Raw genomic sequence first — 26433 nt, 5'->3', positions numbered from 1 at the left:
GGGTAACAAGCGTTGATCTGCGCGGCCCTGGGCTCCTGCGTGCGCAGGAGCACGGCTCGCCTTCTGCCGCGCCGACGCGGTTGCCAGCGCGGCGGCGACGTCGCACATCAGCGTCATGTCCAGCGGCCGCGCCGACCTGCCCGATCTCAGTTACTTCCTCGTCATCGCGCGCCACCTGAGCTTCGCGCGCGCGGCGGTAGAGCTGCGCGTCACCGCCTCCGCCCTGAGTCACTCGATGAAGGCGCTGGAGGCGCGGCTGGGCGTGCGGCTGCTCCACCGCACCAACCGCAGCGTCACGCTCACCGCCGCGGGCGAGCAATTGCGCGACTCGATCAGCGACCCGCTGCGCGCGATCGATGGCGCGATCGAGGCGCTCAACCGCTTCCGCGACGCGCCCGCCGGGCGGATCCGGCTCAACGTCGTGGTCGACGCGGCGCGGCTGCTGCTCGCGCCGGTCCTGCCCGGCTTCGTCGAGCGCTACCCCGACATCGAGGTCGACGTGGTCGCGAGCAACCGGCTGGTCGACGTCGTCGGCGAGGGGTTCGACGCCGGGATCCGCTACGGCGGCACCGTGCCCGAGGACATGATCGCGCTGCGGCTCTCGCGCGACATCCGCTGGGTGGTGGTCGCCGCCCCGGCCTATCTCGATCGCTTCGGCACGCCGACGCACCCGCGCGAGCTGGCGCAGCAGCGTTGCGTGCGGCTGCGCCAGGGCGCGGGGCGGATCTACCATTGGGAGTTCGAGCGCGGCGACGAGGAGCTGGCGATCGACGTGCCCGGCGCGCTGACGATCGATGACACCGACCTCGGGCTGACGCTGGCGCGCGGCGGCGCGGGGCTGATGTACGGACCTGAGCCGGTCTTCGCGGGCGCGCTGGCGGAAGGCACGCTGCGGCTGGTGCTCGAGGACTGGGCGACGGTGGGCGGCGGCTACCACCTCTATTATTCGAGCCGCCGCCAGGTCCCCACCGCGCTGCGCCTGCTCGCCGACCACATCCGGGAGAAGCGGCCGCTGGGGTGAGGAGCCAAGGGGGCACGGTCGCTGCGCTTCCGGCTCTGGGCTCCTGCGTGCGCAGGAGCACACGGAGAGGCATAGCTGAGATCCCCTCATCACTGCGGTGAGCCGCCACCTTCCTGCGCCCGCGTCGCCGCTCCCCTATCTACAGCCCGCGCGTCACCCGACGCGCCCACATCCTGCCGAGGGAAATAATTCATGGCCACCAAAGCCTATGGCGCGAACGCCGGCGACAAGCCGCTCGAGCCGATGGACATAGTCCGGCGCGAGCCCGGCGCGCACGACGTCCAGATCGACATCGCTTATTGCGGCGTCTGCCACTCCGACCTCCACCAGGTGCGCGGCGAATGGGGCGGCACGCTCTACCCCTGCGTCCCCGGCCACGAGATCGTCGGCCATGTCACCGCGGTCGGCGGCGAGGTGAGCAGGTTCAAGGTCGGCGACACCGTCGGGGTCGGCTGCATGGTCGACAGCTGCCAGCATTGCGCCTCGTGCGACGAGGGGCTGGAGCAATATTGCACGGGCGGCGGCTTCGTCGGCACCTACAACGGGCCAACCGCGGACGCGCCCGGCCACACGCTCGGCGGCTATTCGGAGCGGATCACCGTCTCGGACAAGTTCGTGCTCAAGATCTCGCACCCGGAGGAGCAGCTCGCCGCCGTCGCGCCGCTGCTGTGCGCGGGCATCACGACCTACTCGCCGCTGCGCCACTGGGGCGTCGGGCCGGGCAAGAAGGTCGGCATCGTCGGGATCGGCGGGCTCGGCCACATGGGCGTTAAGATCGCGCACGCGATGGGTGCGCACGTGATCGCCTTCACCACCTCCGAGTCGAAGCGCGCGGACGCCAAGGCGCTCGGCGCGGATGAGGTGATCAACTCGCGCAATAGCGAGGAGATGGCGGCGCACGCCGGCAGCTTCGACATGATCCTCAACACGGTCGCCGCAAGCCACGACCTCGACGCCTTCACCGGCCTGCTCAAGCGCGACGGCACCTTGGTGCTGGTCGGCGTGCCCGAGCATCCGCACCCGTCGCCGAGCGTCGGCACCTTGATCTTCGGCCGCCGCGCGATCGCGGGCTCGCTGATCGGCGGCATCGCCGAGACGCAGGAGATGCTCGACTTCTGCGCCGAGAAGGGCGTCACCGCCGACATCGAGATGATCCGCGTCCAGCAGATCGACGAGGCGTATGACCGCATGCAGCGCAGCGACGTGAAATACCGCTTCGTGATCGATAACGCGACGCTCGCGGAGGCGTGAGCGCTTAGCTCCTCCCCGCTCGCGGGGGGGCCGCGCCCGAAGGGCGTGGTGAAGGGGGCTCTCCGCGCAGTGCAGCGCTTGCGGAGAGCCCCCTCCACCATGCTGCACATGGTCCCCCGCCCCGCCAAGCGGGGAGGATCTGCCCGCTTCCCCAACGATTTTCTTCGGCCTCCTGCGACGGAACCGCGGCTCGGGAGTTACAGCCGCGGAGAACCGGGAAAAAGGGAACGGGCATGTCGGACGATCGCGAGGGACAGATCCGCGAGCGCGCTTATCGCCTCTGGCAGGATGAGGGCGAGCCGCACGGCAAGCACGACGAGCATTGGCAACGCGCGCAGAACGAGTTCCCCGGCGAGCAGCCTGCCGACACGCCGGAGCCGCATGACGGCGGCGACACGCCTGCGGTAACCTCGGGCGACGAGACCACCGGCGCCGAGCTGACCAGGCCGCTCGCCAACGAGCCGGCGGACTCGCCCGCCACCACCATCCCCTCGGGCAGCCCCGAGACGAGCGGCGCCAACGGCGCAGCGGGCAAGTCGCCGCGCGCGCGTGGCGCCAAGTCGCCCGACTCAAAGGCGCCGGGTGCCGAGGCCGCGCCCAAGCGCCCGGGGCCCCGCACCAAGCGCGCCTGAGGGGCGCCGCGGCGCCCCTCCCCGGCGCGAGACACCCTACCTCCTCGGCCGCGATAGTGCGGCCCTCTCCTGTCGGGAGCATGATGTTGCACGACCTGCCGGACCGGCTCTCGCCGGGATCGCCCTATCCGCTCGGCGCCACGTTCGACGGGGAGGGCGTCAATTTCGCGGTCTTCTCCGCCAACGCCGACGCGATCGAGCTCTGCGTCTTCGATCCCGCGGGCAAGCGTGAACTGCGCAAGCTGATGCTGCCCGAGTGCACCGACGAGGTGTGGCACGGCTATCTTCCCGACGCCGGGCCGGGGCTGGTCTACGGCTATCGCGCGCACGGTCGCTATGCCCCCGAGGAGGGCCATCGCTTCAACCCCAACAAACTGCTGCTCGACCCCTATGCGCGCCGGATCCAGGGGCAGATCAAATGGACCGACGCGCTGCACGGCTATCGCATCGGCCACCGGCGCGAGGACCTGTCGTTCGACAAGCGCGACAGCGCCCCCGCCATGCCCAAGGCGATGGTGGTCGACGATCACTGGGACTGGTCGCGCGACCGCCGACCCAATACGCCCTGGTCCGAGACGGTGATCTACGAGGCCCATGTGAAGGGCCTGACCAAGCTGATGGAGCTGGTCCCAGCGCGCGAGCGCGGCACCTATGCCGCGCTGGGCCATCCCGCGGTGATCAAACACCTCCAGCGCATCGGCGTCACCGCGATCGAGCTGCTGCCGATCCACAGCTTCACGCAGGACCGCTTCCTGCAGGAGAAGGGGCTGCGTAACTATTGGGGCTATAATTCGCTCGGCTTCTTCGCGCCCGAGCAGTCCTACATGGCGTCGGACCATCAGGACGAGCTGCGCCGCGCGGTGCACCGGCTCCACAAGGCCGGGATCGAGGTGATCCTCGACGTCGTCTACAATCACACCTGCGAGGGGTCCGAGCGCGGCCCGACCCTGTCGTGGCGCGGGCTCGACAACGCCAGTTACTATCGCCTCGTCCAGGATAATCCGCGCTACACGATCAACGACACCGGGACCGGCAACACGCTCAACATGAGCAAGGCGCGCGTGATCCAGATGGTCGCCGACTCGCTGCGCTACTGGGCGACGAGCTTCGGGATCGACGGCTTCCGCTTCGACCTCGGCCTGACGCTCGGGCGCGAGGATTATGGCTTCGATCCCGGCGCGGCCTTCTTCGACGTGCTGCGGCAGGACCCGGTGCTCGGCCGGCTCAAGCTGATCGCCGAGCCGTGGGATATCGGGCCCGGCGGCTATCAGCTCGGCAACTTCCCGCCCGGCTTCGCCGAGTGGAACGACAAGTACCGCGACACCGTGCGCAAATACTGGCGCGGCGATCCCGCGCAGCGCGGCGATCTCGCGGCACGGCTGGCGGGCTCGGGCGACCTGTTCGACCGCCGCGCGCGGCGGCCTTGGGCAACCGTCAACCTGCTCGCCGCGCACGACGGCTACACGCTCGCTGACACGGTAATGTACGAGGGCCGCCACAACGAGGCCAACGGCGAGGACAATCGCGACGGCCACTCCGAGAACTACTCGCGCAACTGGGGCGCCGAGGGGCCGACCGACGATCCCTCGATCAACGACGCGCGCGGCCGCGTGATGCGCTCGATGCTGACCACGCTGCTCGCCTCGCTCGGCACGCCGATGCTGGTCGCGGGCGACGAGTTCGGGCGCACGCAGAACGGCAACAACAACGCTTATTGCCAGGACACTGAGATCAGTTGGCTCGACTGGAAGGCAGCGGCGAGCGAGGACGGTCAGCGCCAGATCGACTTCACCGCGCGGCTTACCGAGCTGCGCCGGCGCTATCCTGTCCTGCGCGCCGCGGCCTTCCTCTACGGCGAGGACTCGCCCGGCGAGGGCGTCAACGATGTCGAATGGTGGAACGAGCGCGGCGAGCGCATGACCCCCGAGGACTGGGACAATCCCGAGGGCCGCGCGCTGATGATGCGTCGCGCGACACGCACCGAGGATGGCGAGGTCGAGGCGGTCTCGCTGCTGCTCAACGCCAGCGCCGACCCGATCACCTTCCAGCTGCCCGCGCCGCAGGTGCAGCGCGTGGTGCTGCTCGACAGCGCCAAGCCCGAGCAGGGCGAGATCGAGGTCGATGACCAGTATGAGGTCGCGCCGCAGGGCGCCGTCCTGCTGACGTGGCGGAGCGCGTTCCCGTCATGACGGCCTGGGGTCCCGAACCGACGCGGACCGGCACGCGCTTCCGCCTGTGGGCGCCCGACGCCGCCGCGGTGACGCTCGAGCTCGCCGAGGGCGCGCCGATCGCTATGACCGCGGGCGACGACGGCTGGTACGCCGCCGAGGCGACGGTCGGCGCGGGCGCGCGCTATCGCTTCCGCGTCGGCGACCAGGTGGTGCCCGACCCGGCGTCGCGGCGGCAGGACGGCGGCGTGCACGGCTGGAGCGTCGTCACCGACGCCGCGTTCGACTGGCAGCATCCGCAGTGGCGCGGGCGGCCGTGGCACGAGATGGTGATCGTCGAGCTCCACGCCGGCGCGCTCGGCGGGTTCGCGGGCGTGACCGAACGGCTCGCCGCCATCGCCGCGAGCGGTGCCACCGCGATCGAGATGATGCCGCTCGGCGCCTACGGCGGCGAGCGCGGCTGGGGCTATGACGGCGTCCTACCGTATGCGCTGCACGAGGCCTATGGCACGCCCGACGAGCTGCGCACGCTGGTCGACGCCGCGCATGGGCTGGGCTTGAGCGTCTTCGTCGACGTGGTTTACAATCATTTCGGCCCCGACGGTAACTATCTCGGGCTCTACGCGAAGAGCTTCTTCGACGAGGCCGTCCAAACGCCCTGGGGCGGCGCGGTGAACGTGTCGGCGGAGCCGGTGGCCTGCTATTTCGTCGACAACGCGCTGATGTGGCTGCGCGACTATCGCGTCGACGGGCTGCGCTTCGACGCCGTCCACGCCATCGCCGACGACGACTTCCTCGACGCCATGGCGGCCGAGCTGCGCGCCACGCTGCCGGGCCGCCATGTCCACCTCGTGCTCGAGAACGAGCGCAACGACGCCGGGCGGCTGCACGACGGCGGCTACGACGCGCAGTGGAACGACGATTTCCACAACGTCCTCCACGTGCTGCTGACCGGCGAGACGAGCGCATATTACGGCGACTTCGCCGACCAACCCGCGGAGCGGCTGGCGCGCTGCCTGGCGGAGGGCTTCATCTACCAGGGCGAGCCGTCGCAGAACCACGACGGCAGGCCGCGCGGCACGCCGAGCAAGGACCTGCCGCCGACGCGCTTCGTCGCCTTCCTCCAGAACCACGATCAGGTCGGCAACCGCGCGATGGGCGAGCGGCTGACGCGGCTGACCTCGCCCGACAAGCTGCGCGCCGCCACGGCGCTGCTGCTGCTGTGCCCGCAGGTGCCGCTGCTCTTCATGGGCGACGCGGACGGCAGCGAGACGCCGTTCCTGTTCTTCACCGACTTCCACGACGAGCTCGCCGACGCGGTGCGCGAGGGCCGGCGCAAGGAATTCGCCAAGTTCGACGCCTTCGCCGACGAGGCCGCGCGCGCGCGCATCCCCGATCCCAACGCCGCGACCACGTTCGAGCGCTCGCGGCCCGAGCCGGGGCCGCACGCGGCGGCGTGGCGCGCGCTCTACGCCGACCTGCTCGCGCTGCGCGCCGAGCGGATCGTGCCCGGGCTGGAGGGCGCGATACCGCTCGGCGCGCGCGCCACCGGCGCGGCGGCGGTGGAGGCGCGCTGGCAGCTCGGGGACGGCACCACGCTGGCGCTCGCGCTCGACCTCGGCGACGCGCCCGCGCCCCTGCCGACACCCGATCGCGTGCTGTGGCGCGAGGGCGAGCGCTTCGTCGCCTGGGTGGAGGCGTGACCGACGTCGCCGCCCGCGCCGCAGCCGCCGGCCTCGTCCGTGACTGGGAGGACGCCGACGGCGAGGCCCAGCGCGTGCCCGACGACGTGCTCGCCGCCATCCTCGACCGGCTCGACCCGACGCCGCCCGACACCCCGCTCCTCTCCGCCGACGCGGGTACCCCGATCGACCTCCCCGCCGACGCGACCGGCGCGATCGAGCTCCAGTTCGAGGACGGCGGCCGCGCCACCCCGCGGCGCGACGCGGACGGCAGGCTCCCGCCCGTCGACCGCGCCGGCTACCACCGCCTGCTGGTCGGCGACCGCGCGTACACGCTCGCGCTCGCGCCGCGGCGCTGCCCCGAGCCGCCCCCGCGCTGCTGGGGTGCCGCAGTGCAGATCCCCGCGCTCCAGTCGCGCACGCCGCGCGCGTTCGGCGACGCCGGCGCGCTCGCCGAGGCCGCCGAGGCGTTCGGCCGCGCGGGCGCGCAGGCGCTCGCGATCAGCCCGACGCACGCGCTCTTCCCCGCTGACCCGACGCGCTTCAGCCCTTATGCGCCGTCGACCCGGCTGTTCCACAACGTGCTGCTCGCCGACCCCGGAGTCATCGGCGTGCCGCTGCCCCCCGCACCCGCACCCGCGCTGATCCAGTGGGAGAGCGCGGCGCGCGATCGGCTCCAGCAGCTGCGCGGCGCCTATGATCTCGCCGGCGAGGCGGCGCGCTCGGCCGCGCTCGCCTTCCGCCGCCAGCGCGGCGCCGCGCTCGAGGCGCACGCGCGCTTCGACGCGCTTCACGCCCATCTCGGCGGGCACGGCTGGCAGGACTGGCCGAGCGCCTATCAGGAGCCGCGCTCCGAGGCGGTGATCCGCTTCGCCGCCGAGCACGCCGACGACATCGCCTTCTACGCCTTCCTCCAGTGGCTCGCCGACCTCGGCCTCGCCACCGCGCAGCGCGCCGCGCGCGAGCGGATGCGAGTCGGGCTGATCGCGGATCTCGCCGTCGGCATGGACGGCGGCGGCAGCCACGCCTGGGGCGCGCGCGACGAGCTGCTCACCGGCCTCACCGTCGGCGCCCCGCCCGACCCGCTCGGCCCGGACGGGCAGAACTGGGGGATCACCGCGCTCGACCCGTTCGCGCTCGAGCGCACCGGCTTCCGCCCGTTCATCGAGACGCTGCGCGCGACGCTGGCGCATGCCGGCGGAATCCGCATCGACCACGCGCTCGGGCTCCAGCGGCTCTGGGTCATCCCGGCGGGCGAGAGCGCCGATCGCGGCGCCTATCTCACCATGCCCGGCGACCATCTCCGCCGCATCGTCGCGATCGAGGCGCAGCGCGCCGGCGCGCTGGTGATCGCGGAGGACCTCGGCACGGTCCCGCCCGGCTTCCGCGACGAGCTCGCGCGGCGCTGCATGCTCGGCATGCGCGTGCTGCCGTTCGAGCGCGACACCGACGGCAAGTTCACCGATCCCGCCGGATGGGACGCGATGGCGGTCGCGATGACCGGCACGCACGACACCCCCACGGTCGCGGGCTGGTGGAAGGGCCGCGACATCGACTGGGCGTGGCGGCTCGGGCGCCGCTCGCGCCGCGCCGACGCCGCCGCCGACCAGGCGCACCGCGGCGAGGAACGCGCCGCACTATGGCAGGCGATGGGCGAGACCGGCGCACTTCCGGAAGAGCCGCCGCTCGACCGCGTGCTCGCGCACGTCGCCGCCGCGCCCGCGCCGCTCGCGATCGTGCCGGTCGAGGACCTGCTCGGCGAGGAGGAGCAGCCCAACCTGCCCGGCACGGTCGACGAGCACCCGAACTGGCGCCGCCGCCTCCCCGCCCCCACCGAGCAGCTGCTCGCGCAGCGCGACGTCGCGCGCCGCACCGACCTGCTCACCGCCGAGAGACACGGATGACCCCGCGCGCCACCTATCGCTTTCAATTTCACCAGGATTTCACCTTCGCCGACGCCGAGGCGCTGGTGCCGTACCTCGACCGGCTCGGGGTGAGCCACGTCTATGCCTCGCCGATCACGGTGGCGACACCGGGCTCGACCCACGGCTATGACGTCACCGACCCGACCCGGATCAATCCCGAGCTCGGCGGCGAGGACTCGTTCCGCTCACTCGTGGCCGCGCTGCGCGCGCGCGACATGGGCGTGATCATCGACATCGTCCCCAACCACATGGGCGTCGCCGGCGGCCACAACGCGTGGTGGAACGACGTCCTCCGGCGCGGCCCGGACAGCCCGCACGCGCGCGTCTTCGACATCGACTGGCGCGAGCGGATCGTGCTGCCGGTGCTCGGCGCCCCCTTGTCCGAGGCGCTGGCCGAGGGCGATATCGCGGTCGAGCGCGGCGGTGACCGCTGGGAAGTGGTGGCCTATGGTGAGCATCGCTTCCCGATCCGCGACGAGGATCAGGACGGCGCCGAGACCAGCCCGCTCGCCCCGCTGCTCGAGCGCCAATACTATCGGCTTGCTTACTGGCGCACCGCCAACGACCAGCTCAACTGGCGCCGCTTTTTCACCATCAACGAGCTCGCCGGCGTGCGAGCCGAGGACCCCGCGGTGTTCGAGGCGACGCACGCGCTCTACTTTCGCCTCCACGACGAGGGGCTGATCGACGGCGTCCGGGTCGACCATGTCGACGGGCTGAGCGACCCGATCGGCTATTGCCAAAGGCTGCGCGCGCGGCTGGGCGCCGAGACCTGGATCATCGTCGAGAAGATTCTCGGCGCTGGCGAGCCGCAGCCCGAGGGCTGGGCGATCGACGGGTCCAGCGGCTACGACTTCATGGAGCAGGTCACCGCGCTGCTCCACGATCCCGCCGGCGCCGAACCGCTCGGCGCCTTGTGGGAGGAGATCAGCGGGCGAAGCGCGACCTTCGAGCCCGAGGAGTTCCAGGCGCGGCAGGACCTGCTGTCGTGGCAGTTCGCGGGCCAGCTCGACGGCTGCGTCGCCGCCTTCGCCGCGCTGGCCGCGAGCGCACCCGGCGGCGACGGCGTCGCCCCCGCCGCGCTGCGCCGCGCGATCGAGCGGCTGCTCTGGGTCTTCCCGGTCTATCGTACGTACGGCACCGGCGACGCCGCGCCCGCCAGCGACGAGGCGGTGCGCGCGCAGGTCCGCGCCCGCGTCGCCGAGCTGATCCCGCCGGGCGAGGCGCCGATCACCGACCGCGTCCTCGCCTGGCTCGCCGGCGACGGCCCCGGTGACACGACGCTCGCCGCCGAGGCGGTGCGCCGCTTCCAGCAGCTCTCCGCGCCGATCGCGGCCAAGGCGGTCGAGGACACCGCTTTCTATCGTTACGGCCGGCTGCTCTCGCGCAACGACGTCGGCTTCGACGCCGAGACCTTCGCGCTGCCTCCCGCCGCCTTCCACGCCGCGATGGAGGAGCGCGCGCGCGCGGTGCCGCACGCGATGCTCACCACCGCGACGCACGACCACAAGCGCGGCGAGGACGTGCGCGCGCGGCTGGCGGCGGTGAGCGCGCGACCCGAGGCGTGGCGCACGTTCGCGCTGCGCCGGGTCGACGAGGACGAGGCGGTCGATCCCGCCGACGCCTATATGCTGCTCCAGACATTGGTCGGCGCCTGGCCCGACGATGGCCCCGGCGGCGACTTCGCCGAGCGGGTGAAGGGGTGGCAGCAGAAGGCGCTGCGCGAGGCCAAGCTGCGCTCTTCGTGGGAGGCGCCAGACAAGGCTTATGAGGCTGCCGCCGACGCGCTGCTCGACCGCTGGCTCGCCGACGCGGCGTTCGTGTCGGAGGTGGTGGCGCTGCTCGCCGCCCTGCGCCCGATCGCCGAGGCGAACACGCTGGCGCAGGTGCTGCTGCGCTACACGCTGCCGGGCGTGCCCGACCTGTACCAGGGGACCGAGCTGGCCGACCTCTCGCTGGTCGATCCCGACAACCGGCGCGCGGTGGACTATGCGCGGCGCGCGCATCTGATCGAGGGAGAGGCGCCGGCGAAGCTGCGGCTGATCGCGGAGCTGCTGGCGCTGCGGCGCGCGCATCCGGCGCTGTTCCGCGACGGAGACTATGCCGCCGCCTCGGCGAGCGGCGCGCGCGCCGGGCACCTGCTCGCGTTCGAGCGCCGCGGCGACGACCGCACGCTGCGCTGCGCGGTGGCGTTGCATGGGACGACCGACTGGGCCGACACGCGCGTGCGCTTCGCCTCGGGCGAGGAGATCGCGGCGGGCGCGCTGTTCGCCGAGGGGCCGGTGTCGGTCGCGGTGGTGTGAGCGGAAGCAGCTGAGAACGGGGAGGCAAAATCCTCCCCGGTACGGGGAGGATTTGCGCCTTCACGCTGCCACTGTCCTACGCCGCGCGCGCCTGCCACACTCGGGCGGCTCTGTCTCATCGTCGCCGGTCGCGATCATGTCCGACGACGCCCACCACTCACGCGCGTGCGCGCTGCCCGCGCCGGACTCAACGTTCGCGCGGATCGCGCCGGCGACTCAACATTCGCAACATTCGCGCCCGTCGGCGGGCCGACCTTCGCGGCGAAAGCCCAGCACCGCCGTCACTTGACCGCGCACCCCATCACGCCCCGGATGTTGAGTCCCACCCGCCTCAGTGGCTCGCCGTCTCGCCCGCGGCGCGGCGCTCCACGTATTTCAGCGTGAGCTCGGCGTTATGCTCGTCGACCCAGGCCGCCATCGCCAGCTCCTCGTTGAGCGAGGCCGTCAGGAGCGACACAGGCTGCTGGAACCCGCCGGCGTCCGCCAGCGTCAGCAGCGACTTGTAGCTCGCCGCCTCGAAATTCTCGAAGGCGAAATTGGCGAAGCTGTTCTTGAGGATCTCGTCGGGCGCGAAGACGTGCGCCAGCGCCGCCATGTTGCCGGTGAAGGACAAAGCCGCGTCCTTGAGCACCGAGTGGGTCTCGCCGAAACCGGCGAGGATCTCCTCCAACCGCTGGATCTGCTCCTCGGTCTCGGCGCGATGCTGGCGCCGCTGCGCGGCGACCTCGGGATAGTTGGCGAGGTGGTCGAGCTGGCGGTCGAGCAACGCCAGCGCCTGATGCTCGACTCCGTGCGCATTCTTCAGCCCGGTCACGAACACCGACTGAACCACGTCGTTGGAATAGCTTGCCATGCGTCTCTCCTTGCTGCCCCGATCAAGCTGGCGCGGCACCGGATGTTCCTTTAAATTCAATACCTTTGATGCAGGTTATCGGTTTTCGGGGCGGACGGGCGCAGGGCGCTGCAACCCAAGTGTCACATCCCTCCGCCATGGCCCCGCTCGGTTTCGCTTGGCGCCGCGCGCAACTCGTGCTTCGGGCTACCGGGATGTGAGCACCTTCGGGTGGGGATGGGAGTTTGATGTTCGCTTGGTTCCAGCGTCTTCTGCCGAAGACGGGTAATTTCTTCGAGCTGTTCGAGGCGCACGCCGCGATCGATCTGGCGGGCGCGCGCGCGCTCGCCCGGCTGGTCGGTGGCGAGGGCGATCCCGCCGCGATGATCGCCGAGATCATCGCGCGCGAGCATGACGCCGACGACATCACCCGCGACGTGCTCAAGACGGTGCGCTCGACCTTCCTGACGCCGTTCGACCGCGGCGCGATCGCCACGCTGATCGGCGCGCTCGACGACACGGTCGACGAGATGCAGGCCGCCGCCGCCGCGATCGACCTCTACCAGGTGCGCGAGTTCGCGCCCGAGATGCGCGAGATGGCCGCCGCCGCGGTCGAGGCGGCCGAGCTCGCCGTCGCGGCGATGCCGCTGCTGCGCGACGTCAGCCGCAACGGCGCCGCGCTGCACGACTTCACCGAGCAGCTGATCCGCATCGAGGGCCGCGCCGACGAGATGCACGCCGCCGGGCTGAAGCGCTCGCTGGGCGCGTTCGGCCGCACCGACACGCTGCGCTTCGTGGTGGAGCGCGAGCTGTACAAGCATCTCGAGCGCGTGCTCGACGCCTTCGAGGACGTCGCCGACGAGATCGATGGCATCGTCATCGATCACGCCTGAGCCGCGGCCATGCACGAGCTCGCCTTTCCGCTGCTGGTCGGCCTCATCCTGGTCGCGCTGGCGTTCGATTATCTGAACGGGCTGCACGACGCCGCCAACTCGATCGCCACCGTGGTCGCGACTCGGCTGCTGTCGCCGGTTCAGGCGGTGGTGTTCGCCGCCTTCTTCAACTTCGCCGCCTATTTCCTGACGCTGGCGGTGCCGAGCCTCCACGCCGTCGCCGAGACGATCGGCAAGGGGCTGATCGCGCAGGAGGTGGTGACGCCCGCGGTGATCTTCGGCGCACTCGGCGGGGCGATGACGTGGAACGTCATCACCTGGCTGAAGGGCATCCCTTCGTCGAGCAGCCACGCGCTGGTGGGCGGGCTGATCGGCGCCGGCGTGGCGCATGCCGGACTGTCGGGCGTGAAATGGGCCGGGCTCAACAAGACGCTGATCGCGATCGTGCTCTCGCCGACGATCGGGATGGTCCTGGCGATGCTCGTCATGCTGCTGTCGAGCTGGGCGCTGCGCCGCCGCACCGCGAACCAGGCGGAGCGCTCGTTCCGCGTGCTGCACCTGGTGTCGTCGGCCGCTTACTCGCTCAGCCACGGCCTCAACGACGCGCAGAAGACGATGGGGATCATCACCGTCCTGCTCTACTCGACGGGCCGTCTGACGGGGCCGTTCGCGGTGCCGCACTGGGTCGCGATCAGCTGCTATGTCGCGATCGGGCTGGGCACGATGACCGGCGGGTGGCGGATCATCGAGACGATGGGCTCGCGTATCACGCGGCTGTCGCAGCACCAGGGCTTCAGCGCCTCCCTCGCGGGCTCGATCGTGCTGTTCGGCGCGTCGACGCTCGGGATCCCGGTGTCGACCACGCACACGATCACGGGCTCGATCATCGGCGCGGGCGTGGCGCGGCGCGCCTCGGCGGTGCGCTGGGGCGTGGCCAAGAACGTGGTGGTGGCGTGGGTGATCACCATCCCCGCCTCCGCCGCTGTGGGCGCGCTGGTCTACTCGGTGACGCTGCTGTTCTGAGAGGGTTGGCGCGCGCGCCGCGTTGCTTCATCGAAGGGTGTCGTCCTGGACTCGTCTCAGGATGACGGCGGGAGAGTGGAACGCGCCGCCCCCCCTCACCCCGTCGTCAGCGTCTTCGCCACCGCGACCTTCCAGCCGGCCACCAGGCGCTCCCGGTCCGCCGCCGCCATGCGCGGCTCGAAACAGTCGCGCCGCGCCCAGGTGGCACGCACCGCGTCGAGATCGGCCCAGACCCCTGTCGCCAGTCCGGCGAGGAAGGCGGCGCCCAGCGCGGTGGTCTCGAGATGCACCGGCCGCTCGACCGCTACCTGAAGCAGATCGGCGAGGAACTGGCACAGCCAGTCGTTCGCCGCCATGCCGCCGTCGACCCGGATCGTCGCCGGTGCGGCGCCGCCGTCGGCGATCATCGCGGCGGTGAGGTCCATCGTCTGATAGCCCACCGCCTCCAGCGCGGCGCGCGCGAGATGCGCCTGGGTGGCGCCGAGCGTCAGCCCGAAGATCGCGCCGCGCGCGTCCGGGTCCCAGTGCGGCGCGCCGAGCCCGACGAACGCCGGGACCATGTAGACCCCGTGGCTGTCGGGCACCTGCGTCGCCATGTCGTTGGTCTCGCGCGCATGCGTGATCACGCCGATGCCATCGCGCAGCCATTTGACCGCCGCCCCGGCGACGAAGATCGAGCCCTCCAGCGCATAGGTCATCGTGCCGTCGAGCCGATAGGCCGGCGTGGTCAGCAGCCGGTGCTCCGACTCGATCGCCTCGGCCCCCGTGTTGAGCAGCAGGAAGCAGCCGGTGCCGTAGGTCGACTTCGCCATGCCGGTGTCGAAACAGGCCTGGCCGATCAGCGCGGCCTGCTGGTCGCCCGCGATGCCCGCGATCGGGATCGCGACCTCGAACAGGCCCTCGGCAGTGTGGCCGAAGACGCGGCTGTTGTCGTGCACCTCGGGCAGCAGCGCCATGGGCACGTCGAAGAGCCGGCACAACTCCTCGTCCCAGCGCTGCGCGCGGATGTCGTAGAGCAGGGTGCGGCCGGCGTTGGTGACGTCGGTGGCGTGCACCTGCCCTCCGGTCAGCCGCCACAGCAGGAAGCTGTCGATCGTGCCGAACGCCAGCTCGCCGCGCTCCGCCCTCGCCCGCGCGCCCTCGACGTGATCGAGGATCCAGGCGAGCTTGGTGGCGGAGAAATAGGGGTCGATCAGCAGCCCGGTCTTGGCGCGCACCGCGGGTTCGTGCCCGGCCGCCTTGAGTTCGGCGCAGAGCCTGGCGGTCCGGCGGTCCTGCCAGACGATCGCGCGGTGGATCGGCGCGCCGCTCGCACGGTCCCATACCACCACGGTCTCGCGCTGGTTGGTGATGCCGATCGCGGCCACGCCCTTGGCACCGGCACCGCTCTGCGCGATCGCGTCGCGCGCGACCTGGAGCGTGTCGCGCCAGATATCCTCGGGATCGTGCTCGACCCAGCCGCCCTCGGGATAATGCTGCGCGAACTCGGTCTGCGCGGTGGCGACCGGGCGCGCGTCGCGGTCGAAGACGATCGCGCGGGTGGAGGTGGTGCCCTGGTCGATCGCCAGCACGTGGTTCTTCGGTTCGGCCATGATCCCTCTCCTCAGCGCCGTCGCGGCAGGTACGGCTTGACCAGGAACTGATAGAGCCCCGCACCGACGACGCCACCCACCAGCGGCCCGGCGATCGGCACCCACCAATAATGGTCCGGGCCGGGAAAGGCCGACGGACCCCAACCGAGCAGCCAGCAGAACAGCCGCGGCCCGAAGTCGCGCGCGGGATTGATCGGCCAGCCCTCGAGGAAGCCCGCCGAGGCGCCGATGCACGCCACCAGCAGGCCGATGATCAGCGCGCTCGCGTTGGCCATGGGCGCGGAGGTGTTGAACTCGTCGGTGATGGCGAAGATGCCGAGCAGCAGGATCGCGGTGAGCACCACCTCGTCCCAGAAAGCGTGGACCGCGGTGATGTGCAGCCCCGGCGCGGTGAAGAAGACGCCCGCCGCGCCGCCCTCCGCGCGGGTGAGCGCGTGGCTCACGTTATAGGCGTCGATCACCGGGCCGAACATCTGGTAGACCAGCGCTGCCCCGATCATCGCGCCGACCACCTGCGCCACCACGTAGGGCAGCACCTTGCGGCGCGGGAAGTCGCGGAACAGCGTCAGCGCCAGTGTGACCGCCGGGTTGGCGTGCGTGCCCGAGACCGCGCCGGTGACGTAGATCGCGATCGTCACCGCGAGCCCCCAGGCGATACAGACGCCCCAATAGGCGGTGGCATAGGGGCTGGGATCGTAGAGCGTGATCATCGCCGCGGCCGAGTCGCCTAGCGTCATGATGATCGCCACCGCGAGCATCTCCGAGATCAGCTCGCCGCGCAGCTTGCTGACCGCCGGCGCCGCTTCCTCCGCCATGTCCCTCTCCCCGCGACCGTGGTGGCCGTCGCCGACTTTTGTCCGCCGGGTTCGAACGAACGTCAACATCTTCGTTTGAAGTCCAGGGCACCGCGGCTCATAATCGCGCCATGCAGAGCGGGAACGAGACACGCGACGGCTTCGACACCGACCTGCTGGTGATCGGCGGCGGGATCAACGGCGCCGGGATCGCGCGCGACGCGGCCGGTCGCGGCCTGCGCGTGACGCTGGTCGAGCAGGACGATCTCGCCGCGCACACCTCCTCGGCCTCGACCAAGCTGATCCACGGCGGGCTGCGCTACCTCGAATATGGCGAGGTGCGGCTGGTGCGCGAGGCGCTGATCGAGCGCGAGCGGCTGTGGGCGATGGCGCCGCACATCATCTGGCCGCTGCGCTTCGTGCTGCCGCAGACGAACTCGCCGCGGCCGGCCTGGATGGTGCGCGCCGGGCTGTTCCTCTACGACCATCTCGGCGGGCGCGAGCGCCTGCCCGCCACCGAGACGATCCGGCTCGCGAACGACCCGCGCGGCGACGGCCTGCGCCAGCACGGCCGCGCCTTCGTCTATTCCGACTGCTGGGTCGAGGACAGCCGGCTGGTCGTGCTCAACGCGCGCGACGCCGCCGACCGCGGCGCGACGGTGCTCACGCGCACCCGGTTGGTCGACGCCGAGCGCGCGGGGGGCGGCTGGCGCGCGACGATCGCGGACGGGCGCGGCGAGCGCACCCTTACCGCGCGCGCGCTGGTCAACGCCGCGGGGCCGTGGGTCGCCGATATCCTCTCGCGCGTGCCGCACGCGCGCGACGATCGCGGGGTGCGGCTGGTCAAGGGCAGCCATATCGTCGTGCCCCGGCTCTACGCCGGCGATCACGCCTTCATGCTGCAGAACCCCGACCGCCGCATCGTCTTCGCCATCCCGTACGAGGGCGACTTCACCCTGGTCGGGACCACCGATGAGCCATGGGAGGGCGCACCCGGTCGCGCCGCGATCGCGCCGCATGAGACGGACTATCTGCTCGAGACGATCGCGCGTTATTTCGCCGCGCCGGTGTCGCGCGAGCAGATCGTGTGGAGCTATGCCGGGATCCGCCCGCTGTACGACGACAAGGCGGCCAGCGCCTCGGCGGTGACGCGCGACTATGTACTCGACCTCGATCGTGGCACCGCCGGCGCCAACGAGAACGCCCCGATGCTGAGCATCTTCGGCGGCAAGATCACCACCTATCGCAAGCTCGCCGAGCATGCGATGGCGGCGCTTGCCGAGACCTTCCCCCATGCCGGCGGCGCCTGGACCGCGGGCGCGACGCTGCCCGGGGGCGACTTTCCCGCCGAGGCGTTCGAGACGCTCGTCGGCTCGCTGGCGCGCGACTATCCCGCGCACCACCGCGCGCTGCTGCGCCGGCTGGCGCGCGCTTATGGGACCGAGGCACGCGCGCTGCTCGGCGACACTCGCTCCACGGCCGACCTTGGCGAGGATTTCGGCGCGGGGCTGACCGCGCGCGAGCTCGACTATCTCGTCGCGACCGAGTGGGCGCGCACCGCCGAGGACGTGCTCTACCGCCGCAGCAAGCTCGGCCTCCACGTCGCGCCGGGCACCGCCGAGCGGATCGACGCCTATCTCGCGCGCGCCGCGGCGCCGGCATGAGCGCGGACGCGCCCGACGGAGGCGATCCCGCCGCCGAGCGTCACCGCCGCATCCTCGCGCTGGCGCGCGGCGCGCGGCGCGTGACCGTCGACGATCTCGCTGCCCGCTTCGAGGTCACCCCGCAGACGATCCGGCGCGACCTCAACGTGCTGGCCCGGCGCGCGCTGCTGTCGCGGGTGCACGGCGGCGCGATCGTGACCTCCGGCGTCGATAATCTCGCCTACGCCAAGCGTCGCGACGTCGCGACGGGCGCCAAGGCGGCGATCGGCGCCGCGGCGGCCGCGCTGGTCCCGAACGGTGCCTCGCTCTTCATCAACATCGGCACCACCACCGAGGCGGTCGCGGGGCAGCTGGTCGCACACCGCGACCTGCTGGTGATCTCGAACAACCTCAACGTCATCGACCTGCTCGACGGACATGACGGGATCGATCTGGTGGTGGTCGGCGGGCATGTCCGGCGCGGCGACCGCGCGGTGGTGGGCGCGCTCGCGATGCGTTTCATCGAGAGCTTCAAGGTCGACGTCGCGCTGATCGGCGCCTCGGCGATCGACGCCGACGGCAGCCTGCTCGACTTCGCCGCGGACGAAGTGCAGGTCACCCAGACGATCGCGCGCAACGCACGCCAGGTGATCCTGGTGGTCGATGCCTCGAAGGTCGGACGCGCGGCGCCGGTGCGGGTCGGGCGACTCGGCATGGTGGACTATCTCGTTACCGACCAGCCGTTGCCTGAGGAGCTACGGCGCGCCTGTCACGAGTGTGGCGTGCAGGTGATCGAGGCGGGGTGAGCGGGCGGCAAGTCGCTGATGAAACGCCAGATGGGGCGTCATCCTGAACTTGTTTCAGGATTCACCCGGCCGCTAGCACCGCGACCGATGCGTATGCCGTCCGGTGGATCCTAAAACGAGTTCAGGATGACGCTGGTAGGCAAATTGGCCCCTCACCGCCGCGCGGGCGCCTTCACATAGGGCACGAAGTCGCCCAGCCGAAGGATAGGCCGGGGCACACGGGAGAAACGGTCGACGATGCGGATCTGGTCGTTGCGGCACAATTGACTGCCGAAGCGCTCCGTCACCAGCACATCGTCCCAGCGCATCGTGTCGAGCCGGCCGATCGGGACATTGACCCAGATCCGACGGCCATTGCCATAGACGATCGCCTTGCCCGAGACGATCCGCTGCGAGTCGTTGGTCGTTGGCGTGATGCAGCGCACCGCCGGCTCGGCGGTGCGGCCCCTGAGCAGCTCGGCGAGCTCCGCGTCCGGCGTCTTGCGCTTCGCCGACGCTGGTGCCGCCGCGAGCAGCGCCACCATCGCCATCGCCACGCTCGCTCTCAGCATCATACCACCTCGCGCCGCCTATCGTCCGCAGAGCAAGGGAACGCCGCCCCCGCAGGCTCGTTCCGCCCCCTAACTTCAGGGGTTTAGCCGAATGACTGAGACTGAGGCGGCAGCGCTCCCCGCGCTGACCGACCCGCTGCCGACGCCCCAGCTGGGCATCGCCGAGAGCGCCGCCGCACTGGCCGAGCTGCTGGGCGAGCGTGACCTGTTCGTCGCCACCGTGGACGAGGCCCGCGGTCTCTCCTTGGCGCACGCGCTCGCCGTGGCGATGCCCGAGGCCTGCGTCATCTTCTGCCCGGGCAGCGACGCGCTGCCGGGCGAGAAGGCCGCCGCCTCACCCGCCAACGTCGGCCAACGTGTCTCGGCGTTGCGGCGGCTGCGGCTGCTGACGAAGAAGAAGGGAAAACGGTCGCGCGTCGCCTGCGTCACGACCGGAGAGGCGCTGGCACGCGGCTATCCCTCCCCCGCGGCGTTCGAGGCCGAGCCGCCGACGGTGAAGCGCGGCGCGGTGCTCGATCTCGCGGAGCTCTACGAAGCGCTGATCGCGATCGGCTATGTCGCCGACGAGCGCGTCGACGAGCCCGGCGAGGTGGCGCTGCGCGGCCAGGTGCTCGACGTCTTCCCCGCGGACGCGCCGCAGCCGCTTCGGATCGAGGTGGCCGAGGGCAAGGTCGTCGGCCTGCGCAGCTACGATCCGGCGGACCAGCGCACGACCGAGGAGCTGGACGAGCGCGAGCTCGGGCGCGTGTCGGAGCCGGAGGTAACCGCGTCTTCCGCAGAGACGTCCGGCGCGACCATCACCCTGCTCGATCATCTCCCCGACGCGCTGGTCGTGATCGGTCCCGCCGCCGAGGAGCGGCGACGCCGTTTCCTCGCGCTCGCCGCCGACACCGCCAAGCGGTCGCCGCACCGTTCGCTCGTCGACGTGGTCGAGCAAGCGGAGTGGGACGCGGCACTCGCCGCGCGCGACCAGGCCAGCGTCGACCGCGCCGGTGATCCGCCGCCGCGATTCGTCGAGCATAAGGCGCCGCTGCGCGCCTTCGCCAAGCTCGCCCGCACGGCGCGCGACGAGGGCGAGCGTGTCGCGCTGCTCGGCAGCGAGCGCGACCTGCGCTTCCTGCGCCGCCGTGTCGCCAAGGCGCTCAAGGACGAGATCGCCACGGTCGACTCCTGGGCCGACGTCGCGAAGGCGACCAAGGGCGCGCTCGTCGCGCTTGCACTGCCTGCCGACCACGGTTTCCGGCGCGAGGGCGTCGTCGCGGTCGCCGCCGCGGACCTGCTCGGCAGCCGCGCCGAGCGCGAGAGCCTCGCCACCGCGCCCGCCGACCTCGCGCTGTTCGAGACCGGCGAGATCCGCGTCGGCGACGTCGTCGTCCACGAGGAGCATGGCATCGGTGTCGTGCTCGGGCTCGAGCGGCTGCCGGGCGAGGAGGATGGCGACGCGATCAAGCTGGGCTATGCCGACGACGGCTTGCGGCTGGTGCCCGTCGCCGAGGCGGACCGCATCTGGCGCTACGGCGCCGACGCCGATGCCGTGACGCTCGACCGGCTCGACGGGTCGAGCTGGCAGAAGCGCCGCGGCGAGATCGACGCCACGATCGCCGAGAGCGCGCGCCAGCTCACCGAGCTCGCGCGCGAGCGCGACGCGCGCGAGGCGCCGGTGCTCGAGCCCGAGGCCGCCGCCTATGAGCGTTTCGCCGCCGGCTTCGCCTTCACCGAGACCGCCGATCAGGCGCGCGCGATCGAGGCGGTGCGCCACGATCTCGCCTCGGGCAGGCCGATGGACCGGCTGATCATCGGCGACGTCGGCTATGGCAAGACCGAGGTCGCGCTACGCGCCGCCGCGATCGCCGCTCTGGCGGGCAAGCAGGTCGCGATCGCGGCGCCGACGACGGTGCTGGCGCGTCAGCATCAGGAGAGCTTCGCGCGCCGCTTCGAACCACTCGGGATCGAGGTGGCGGGCCTGTCGCGGCTGAGCAGCGCGGCGGAGAAGAAACGCGTCAAGACCGGGCTGGCAGACGGCTCGATCCGGGTCGTGATCGGCACCGGCGCGGTCGCGGGCAAGGGCGTCGACTATCACGACCTCGCACTCGTGGTGATCGACGAGGAGCAGCGTTTCGGCGCCGCCGACAAGGAAAAGCTGCGCTCGCTCTCCGCCGGCCACGTGCTGACGCTGAGCGCGACACCGATCCCGCGCACGCTGCAGAGCGCATTGGTCGGGTTGCAGCAGCTCTCGATCATCGCCACCCCGCCGGCGCGACGCCAGCCGATTGGCACCGCGGTGGCCGACTTCGATCCCGAGATGTTGCGCGCGGCGCTGCTGCGCGAGCGCGCGCGCGGCGGGCAGAGCTTCGTGGTGGTGCCGCGGATCGAGGACATGGCGGGGATCGCCGACAAGCTGGCGCGGCTCGTCCCGGAACTGTCGCTGGTGCAGGCACACGGCAAGATGCCCGCGGCCGAGATCGACGAGGCGATGGTACGCTTCGCCGGCGGCGACGGCGACGTGCTGCTCGCCACCAACATCATCGAGGCGGGGCTGGACGTGCCGCGCGCCAACACGATGGTGATCTGGCGCGCCGACCGCTTCGGCCTGTCGCAGCTGCACCAGCTGCGCGGGCGGGTCGGGCGCGGGGCACGGCGTGGGCACGTCATGCTGGTCACCGATCCCGAGCATGAGATCGCGCCGCGCACCCTGAAGCGGCTGCGCACGCTGGAGGCATTCGACCGGCTCGGCGCGGGATTTGCGATCAGCGCGCGCGATCTCGACATGCGCGGGGCGGGCGACCTGCTAGGCGACACCCAGGCAGGTCACATGAAGCTGATCGGGATCGACCTCTACCAGCAACTGCTCGAGGGCGCGCTGCGCCGTGCGCGCGGCGAGGAGGTGGAGCGCTGGACGCCCGAACTGCAGCTTGAGGTGGGCGGTCGCCTGCCCGAGAGCTGGATCCGCGACGAGGAGATACGCGTGACGCTCTACGCCCGGTTGGCGCGGATCGACGGGGGCGAGGCGCTCGACGCGCTGGAGGAAGAGTTGGAGGATCGTTTCGGCGCGATGCCGGACGAGGCGCGGGCGTTGCTGGCGGTGGCGCGGCTGCGCGTCGACGCACGCGCGGCGGGTATCGCGGCGGTGGCCGCGGGACCGGCGGCGATCGCTCTGACGCCGCGGCCGGATGTGCAGGTCGACGCCGCCGCGCACGGGCTGGAGGCGAAGGAGCGCCGGCTGTTGCTGCGCGAGCGGATCGATGCCCCAGATGCGCGGCTAGAACGCGCTGGAGCGCTGCTGCGGGAGCTGGCGCAGGAGTGAGGGGGTCCGGCGGTGCGACAGCTCGTCCTGCGAGTGGCGCGCCTGCCGCCGGACCCTTCCGTCTACCTCTGCCCCACAACCGTCATTCCCGCGAAGGCGGAAATCCAGATACGCTGATTTCAACGCTAGAGGCGCAAGGATCGCGTATCTGGACCCCTGCCTCCGCAGGGATGACGAAGGAAGGCGGGGGCAGCGGTCGCATGACGGCCGCGTCTCCCCTTCTCCCTCAGAACCGCACGCGCCCGCCCGCCGAGAACACCAGCGCGCGCGCGTCGGTCAACGTGCCGTTGACCAGCACCGGCGTCTGCGCCGCCGTGCCGGCATAGGCCGCGGTGGTGCGGTCTATCGTCGTGTCAGCGAAGTCGACGTAATTGCCCGCGAGGTCGAGCGAGAAGCTCGGCGTCACGTCGAAGGAGGCGCCCAGCGCGTAGTTCCAGCGGTTCGCATCGGGGACGCGCGCGTCGCGCTCGCCGTCGCGCGTCGGCGTCAGCGCGCGCTGCACGCCGCCGCGCAGCGTCAGCCGCGGCGACACGGCATAGTCGACGCCGCCGGCGTAGCTCCACGTGCTCCGATAATTCTCCGGCAGCGCGGCATTGACCGGCGCCCCGAGCCGGATCGCGTCGAACTTCTCCCAGGTGTAGCGGATCGTCTGCGCGTTGAGCGTCAGCGCTGGGGTAACGCGGAAGCGCCCGCCGACGATCACTTGCGCGGGCGTGGAGAAGCTCGCGTCGACGCCGTTGATCGCGCGGTTGTTCGCCGCGAGCGGGCCGAGCAGGCCGCTGACGGTCAGGTCACCCTTGAGGTTGTGCTTGATCGACGACTTGTAGCTGACGCCGACGGTCGCCCAGTCGTTGTGCATCTGGAAGCCGGCGCTCCAGCCCACGTCCCAGCCCCCGCCGGCGAGCTTCTGGCTGCCGTCGGGCAGCGCGGCGGACAAGTTGGGCAGCGCGTTGGTGAGGCTCGCCTCGGCATGCTCGACGTTGGCCGCGCCGCCGACGCGCAGCCAGTCGGTCACCGCGACGCCGACCGAGGGCTGGATGTCGAAGGTGCGCAGGTAGGTGCGGTCGGCGCTGTAGCGCGCCCAGCTATCGCCGCTGTAGTCGGTGGTGAAGCTGTAGGGCGAGGTTACCGCGAGGCCCACCGCGATCCGGTCGGTCAGCGGCACCGCGACCGCGCCCGAGGGCAGCACGCCGTTGTTGATCGGGTCCTCCGAAATGCTGTCGCCGCCTACGGGCGCGAAGGTGCCGCCGGGGCGACGGATCAGCGTATTGCTGTTGGTCACCTTGCCCTTCGGGAGGATCACCGAGGCGCTGACGGTGGCCTCGGCGCGCTCCTGCCCGCCGATCGCCGCCGGGTTCCACCATAGCGACGCCGCGCCAGTGTCCGCCGCCTCGCCCGAGAAGGCGCGGCCCGCGGCGCGCGCCGCCTGCTCCTGCAGGTAGAAGGCCTGGGCGTACGCGGCGCCGGTGCTCGCCAGCGCGCCGGCAGCGGCGGTGAGCGAGAGCGCGAGCTTCTTCGACGGGGACATGGGCGAACCTCTCATTGTGACGTTTCTGTGATCTGCCTGCGACCAGCGCGGCTGAATGCGCGGTGAAGGAAAGTGTGTGGTGGAGCCGCCGAACTTCCACGACCGCCGTGTTCCTGCGCACGCAGGAACCCGGGGCCAGGCGGCACGTCGCTCAAGCCTAATTCCGCAGCGGCTTGCCCGTCATCAGCATCGACTCGACCCGAGCGTGCGTGCGCTCGTCGCGCGCACTCTCCAGGAACGCCGCGCGCTCGAGCGCCAGCAGCTGCTCCTCGCTCACCACATCGACCAGGTCGGCCTCGCCCCCGGTCAGCACCTCGGCGAGCCGGCCCGCGACCACCACGTCATAGTCGGTCGCGACGCCCTTGCGGTGAAAGTCGGCGACCGCACCCGCGATGCCCACCCGCCCGCTCTCGCCGGGAAGGCGATAGACCGGCGGCTCGGGCGGCCGGTAGCCGTCGACCAGCGCCAGCGCGCGCGCCTTGGCGTCGGCGAGCAGCCGGTCGCGGTTCATCGTCACGCCGTCGCTCGCGCGCAGGAAGCCCATCTCCTTGGCCTGCGCCGCGGACTTGGAGACCTGCGCGGTCGAGATCAGCTCGAACGCCTTCATCACCGCGGGCATCGGCCCCCTGGGCATCGTCGGCAGCTTGGCGAGCCGGTCGAGCAGCTCGCCGTGCCCGCCCCAGCCGGGCACCAGCCCGACGCCGCACTCGACCAGCCCGACATAGCTCTCGGCATGCGCCTGCACCGCGTCGGAGTGGAGCAGCACCTCGCAGCCACCGCCCAGCGCCAGCCCCGAGGGCGCGCTCACCACCGGGAAGGGCGCGTATTTCAGCGCCTTGAACGCGCGCTGCCCGGCGGCAACGAGCTTCTCCACCTCGGCCCAGGCACCCGCCTTCACCGCGAACAAGGCCAAGCCGAGATTGGCGCCCGCCGAGAAATTGCTGCCCTCGTTGTAGATCACCAGCGCCTTGTAGCGCCCCGGCACCAGCGCCACCGCCTGTTCGATCAGCGCGGCGACCTCGCCGTCGAGTGCGTTCATCTTCGCGGTGAACTCGAGGCAGAGCACGCCGTCGCCGACGTCCCACAGCGACGCCGAGGCACTGGTCGCGACCGGCGCCGAGCGGCGCTTGACGTCCTCGAGCAGCAGCACGCCCTCGGCGCGCGGTACGTCGTGGTACGCGCCGTCGCCGCCGAGATACTGCCGCACCCCTCCCTCGACGCGATAGAACGGCCGCTCGCCCGCGACGTCGAGGATCGCGGGCACGGCGCGGCCATCGGCGCGCAGCCGCTCGGCCAACCTGCCCGGCCCGAGCCGATCGATCAGCTCGAACGGCCCGAACTTCCAATTGTAGCCGAGCTTCATCGCGTCATCGATCGCGACCACGTCGTCCGCCGCCTCACCGACCAGCATCGCGGCGTAGCTCAGCACCTGGCCGAGGATCGTCCAGGCATAAACGCCGACCTTGCCCGGCACCGTCGCCAGCGCGGCGAGGTCCTTCTCCGCCGCGGGCGGCAGCGCGACCGGCTTCTGCTCGGGGCGATAGTCGCCGCCGACGAGATCGATCGCCAGCTTGGCACGGCTGCCGTCGGGGCGCTTGTCGAGCCGGTAGAAGCCGCCCTTGCCCTTGCGGCCGGTATAGCCCTCCGCGATCATGCGATCGACCAGCGGCAGCGCGCGCACCGTCGCGAAATAAGGGTCGCCCGCGGGCAGCGTCGCGGACAGGCTCTTCGACAGCAGCGGCATCAGGTCGATCCCGACGAGATCGATCAGCCCGAAGATGCCGGTCTTGGGCACGCCCATCGGCCGCCCGCCGATCTGGTCCGCCTCCTCGACCGTCAGCCCCTGGTCGAGCGCGGCGTTGACCGCGACCGCGAGCCAATAGGTGCCGATACGGTTGGCGATGAAGCCCGGCGTGTCCTTGGCGCGGACGATGCGCTTGCCCATGAAGCGATCGACGAAGACCTCGACCTTCTCCGCCACCGCGGCGTCCGTCTGCTCGCCGCGGACGATCTCGATCAGCCGCATGTAGCGCGGCGGGTTGAAGAAGTGGGTGATCAGGAAGTCGCGCTGGAACTGTTCGGACCGGCCCGCGACGAGATGGCCGAGCGGGATCGTCGAGGTGTTCGAGCTGACCGCTGTCCCGGGCCGCTTGAGCCTCTCGAGTCGCGCGTAGAGCGCCTGCTTGATGTCGAGCCGCTCGACGATCGCCTCGACGATCCAGTCGCACTCGGCGACCCGGTCGAGATGGTCGTCGATGTTGCCGATCTCGACCAGCCGCGCCGCGGCGGTCGACATGAACGGCGCGGGCTCGGTCTTGAGCATCTTCGCTACCGCGCCCTTGGCCACCGCGTCGCGGTCGGTCGCGTCCTTGGGCACGATGTCGAGCAGCAGCACCGGCACGCCGGCGTTGGCGACCTGCGCGGCGATGCCCGCGCCCATCACGCCCGCGCCGATGACGCAGACCTTCTTCACAGCCTCGCTCAT

18 protein-coding genes are annotated in these 26433 nt (G+C 71.3%); 12 read left to right on the top strand and 6 right to left on the bottom strand.

What is annotated here, in order from left to right; all coding sequences use genetic code 11:
• Positions 1-115: 115 nt before the first annotated feature.
• The 7 genes from K7957_RS19695 to treY all read left to right on the top strand — a co-directional run bounded on the left by K7957_RS19695 (position 116) and on the right by treY (position 10982).
• Positions 116-1021: a LysR family transcriptional regulator gene (locus tag K7957_RS19695; RefSeq protein WP_223014547.1), complete on the top strand. Its 906-nt coding sequence runs from the start codon at positions 116-118 to the stop codon at positions 1019-1021.
• A 192-nt stretch (positions 1022-1213) separates the two neighbouring features.
• Complete coding sequence (locus K7957_RS19690) at positions 1214-2272, top strand: NAD(P)-dependent alcohol dehydrogenase (RefSeq protein ID WP_223014545.1); 1059 nt, start codon at positions 1214-1216, stop codon at positions 2270-2272.
• 233 nt (positions 2273-2505) lie between these two features.
• A complete protein-coding gene (locus K7957_RS19685) occupies positions 2506-2904 on the top strand; it encodes a DUF2934 domain-containing protein (protein WP_223014543.1) in 399 nt (132 codons plus the stop codon).
• A gap of 86 nt (positions 2905-2990) precedes the next feature.
• On the top strand, positions 2991-5093 hold the full coding sequence (gene glgX / locus K7957_RS19680) for a glycogen debranching protein GlgX (RefSeq protein WP_246617317.1): 2103 nt from the start codon (positions 2991-2993) through the stop codon (positions 5091-5093).
• A complete protein-coding gene (gene treZ / locus K7957_RS19675; protein WP_223014540.1) occupies positions 5090-6775 on the top strand; it encodes a malto-oligosyltrehalose trehalohydrolase in 1686 nt (561 codons plus the stop codon). The genes glgX and treZ overlap by 4 nt, the downstream gene beginning before the upstream one ends.
• Positions 6772-8658, top strand: coding sequence for a 4-alpha-glucanotransferase (malQ, locus tag K7957_RS19670; RefSeq protein WP_223014539.1), 1887 nt, complete (start codon positions 6772-6774; stop codon positions 8656-8658). Before treZ ends, malQ begins: the two co-directional genes overlap by 4 nt.
• Positions 8655-10982 carry a malto-oligosyltrehalose synthase gene (treY, locus tag K7957_RS19665; RefSeq protein ID WP_223014536.1) on the top strand — a complete coding sequence of 776 codons (2328 nt, stop codon included), beginning with the start codon at positions 8655-8657 and terminating at the stop codon, positions 10980-10982. The genes malQ and treY overlap by 4 nt, the downstream gene beginning before the upstream one ends.
• A gap of 331 nt (positions 10983-11313) precedes the next feature.
• On the opposite strand, the gene K7957_RS19660 is transcribed toward treY, so the two are convergent.
• Positions 11314-11835, bottom strand: coding sequence for a ferritin-like domain-containing protein (locus K7957_RS19660; RefSeq protein WP_223014534.1), 522 nt, complete (start codon positions 11833-11835; stop codon positions 11314-11316).
• A gap of 227 nt (positions 11836-12062) precedes the next feature.
• On the opposite strand from K7957_RS19660, the gene K7957_RS19655 reads away from it, so the two are divergent.
• Positions 12063-12707 (top strand): DUF47 domain-containing protein, encoded by a 645-nt coding sequence (locus tag K7957_RS19655; RefSeq protein WP_223014532.1) that lies wholly within the window; start codon positions 12063-12065, stop codon positions 12705-12707.
• A 9-nt stretch (positions 12708-12716) separates the two neighbouring features.
• Positions 12717-13730 (top strand): inorganic phosphate transporter, encoded by a 1014-nt coding sequence (locus tag K7957_RS19650; protein WP_223014530.1) that lies wholly within the window; start codon positions 12717-12719, stop codon positions 13728-13730.
• A gap of 95 nt (positions 13731-13825) precedes the next feature.
• Here the strand turns inward: K7957_RS19650 and glpK are convergent, their stop codons facing one another.
• A complete protein-coding gene (glpK, locus tag K7957_RS19645; RefSeq protein WP_223014528.1) occupies positions 13826-15322 on the bottom strand; it encodes a glycerol kinase GlpK in 1497 nt (498 codons plus the stop codon).
• Between the two features lie 11 nt (positions 15323-15333).
• Complete coding sequence (locus K7957_RS19640) at positions 15334-16137, bottom strand: MIP/aquaporin family protein (RefSeq protein ID WP_223014526.1); 804 nt, start codon at positions 16135-16137, stop codon at positions 15334-15336.
• Between the two features lie 110 nt (positions 16138-16247).
• Between K7957_RS19640 and K7957_RS19635 the strand changes: the two genes are divergently transcribed.
• Complete coding sequence (locus tag K7957_RS19635) at positions 16248-17780, top strand: glycerol-3-phosphate dehydrogenase (protein ID WP_223014525.1); 1533 nt, start codon at positions 16248-16250, stop codon at positions 17778-17780.
• A complete protein-coding gene (locus tag K7957_RS19630) occupies positions 17777-18565 on the top strand; it encodes a DeoR/GlpR family DNA-binding transcription regulator (protein ID WP_223014524.1) in 789 nt (262 codons plus the stop codon). Before K7957_RS19635 ends, K7957_RS19630 begins: the two co-directional genes overlap by 4 nt.
• Before the next feature lie 152 nt (positions 18566-18717).
• Here K7957_RS19630 and K7957_RS19625 read toward each other — a convergent pair whose 3' ends face one another.
• Positions 18718-19116, bottom strand: coding sequence for a hypothetical protein (locus tag K7957_RS19625; RefSeq protein WP_223014523.1), 399 nt, complete (start codon positions 19114-19116; stop codon positions 18718-18720).
• Between the two features lie 91 nt (positions 19117-19207).
• On the opposite strand from K7957_RS19625, the gene K7957_RS19620 reads away from it, so the two are divergent.
• The gene (locus tag K7957_RS19620; protein WP_223014522.1) at positions 19208-22420 is read left to right on the top strand and encodes a helicase-related protein; all 3213 of its coding nucleotides are present in this window, start codon (positions 19208-19210) and stop codon (positions 22418-22420) included.
• A 226-nt stretch (positions 22421-22646) separates the two neighbouring features.
• Here the strand turns inward: K7957_RS19620 and K7957_RS19615 are convergent, their stop codons facing one another.
• Together K7957_RS19615 and K7957_RS19610 are read right to left on the bottom strand one after the other, a co-directional pair.
• Positions 22647-23948, bottom strand: a complete 1302-nt coding sequence (locus K7957_RS19615; RefSeq protein WP_223014521.1) for an OmpP1/FadL family transporter — start codon at positions 23946-23948, stop codon at positions 22647-22649.
• Positions 23949-24105: 157 nt separating this feature from the next.
• Positions 24106-26433 carry a 3-hydroxyacyl-CoA dehydrogenase/enoyl-CoA hydratase family protein gene (locus K7957_RS19610; RefSeq protein ID WP_223014520.1) on the bottom strand — a complete coding sequence of 776 codons (2328 nt, stop codon included), beginning with the start codon at positions 26431-26433 and terminating at the stop codon, positions 24106-24108.

The organism is Sphingomonas yunnanensis (genome assembly GCF_019898765.1).
Classification (GTDB): domain Bacteria; phylum Pseudomonadota; class Alphaproteobacteria; order Sphingomonadales; family Sphingomonadaceae; genus Sphingomonas; species Sphingomonas yunnanensis.
The sequence above is the reverse complement of the archived record's forward strand: the minus strand, read 5'-3'. Positions and strand labels throughout refer to the sequence as shown.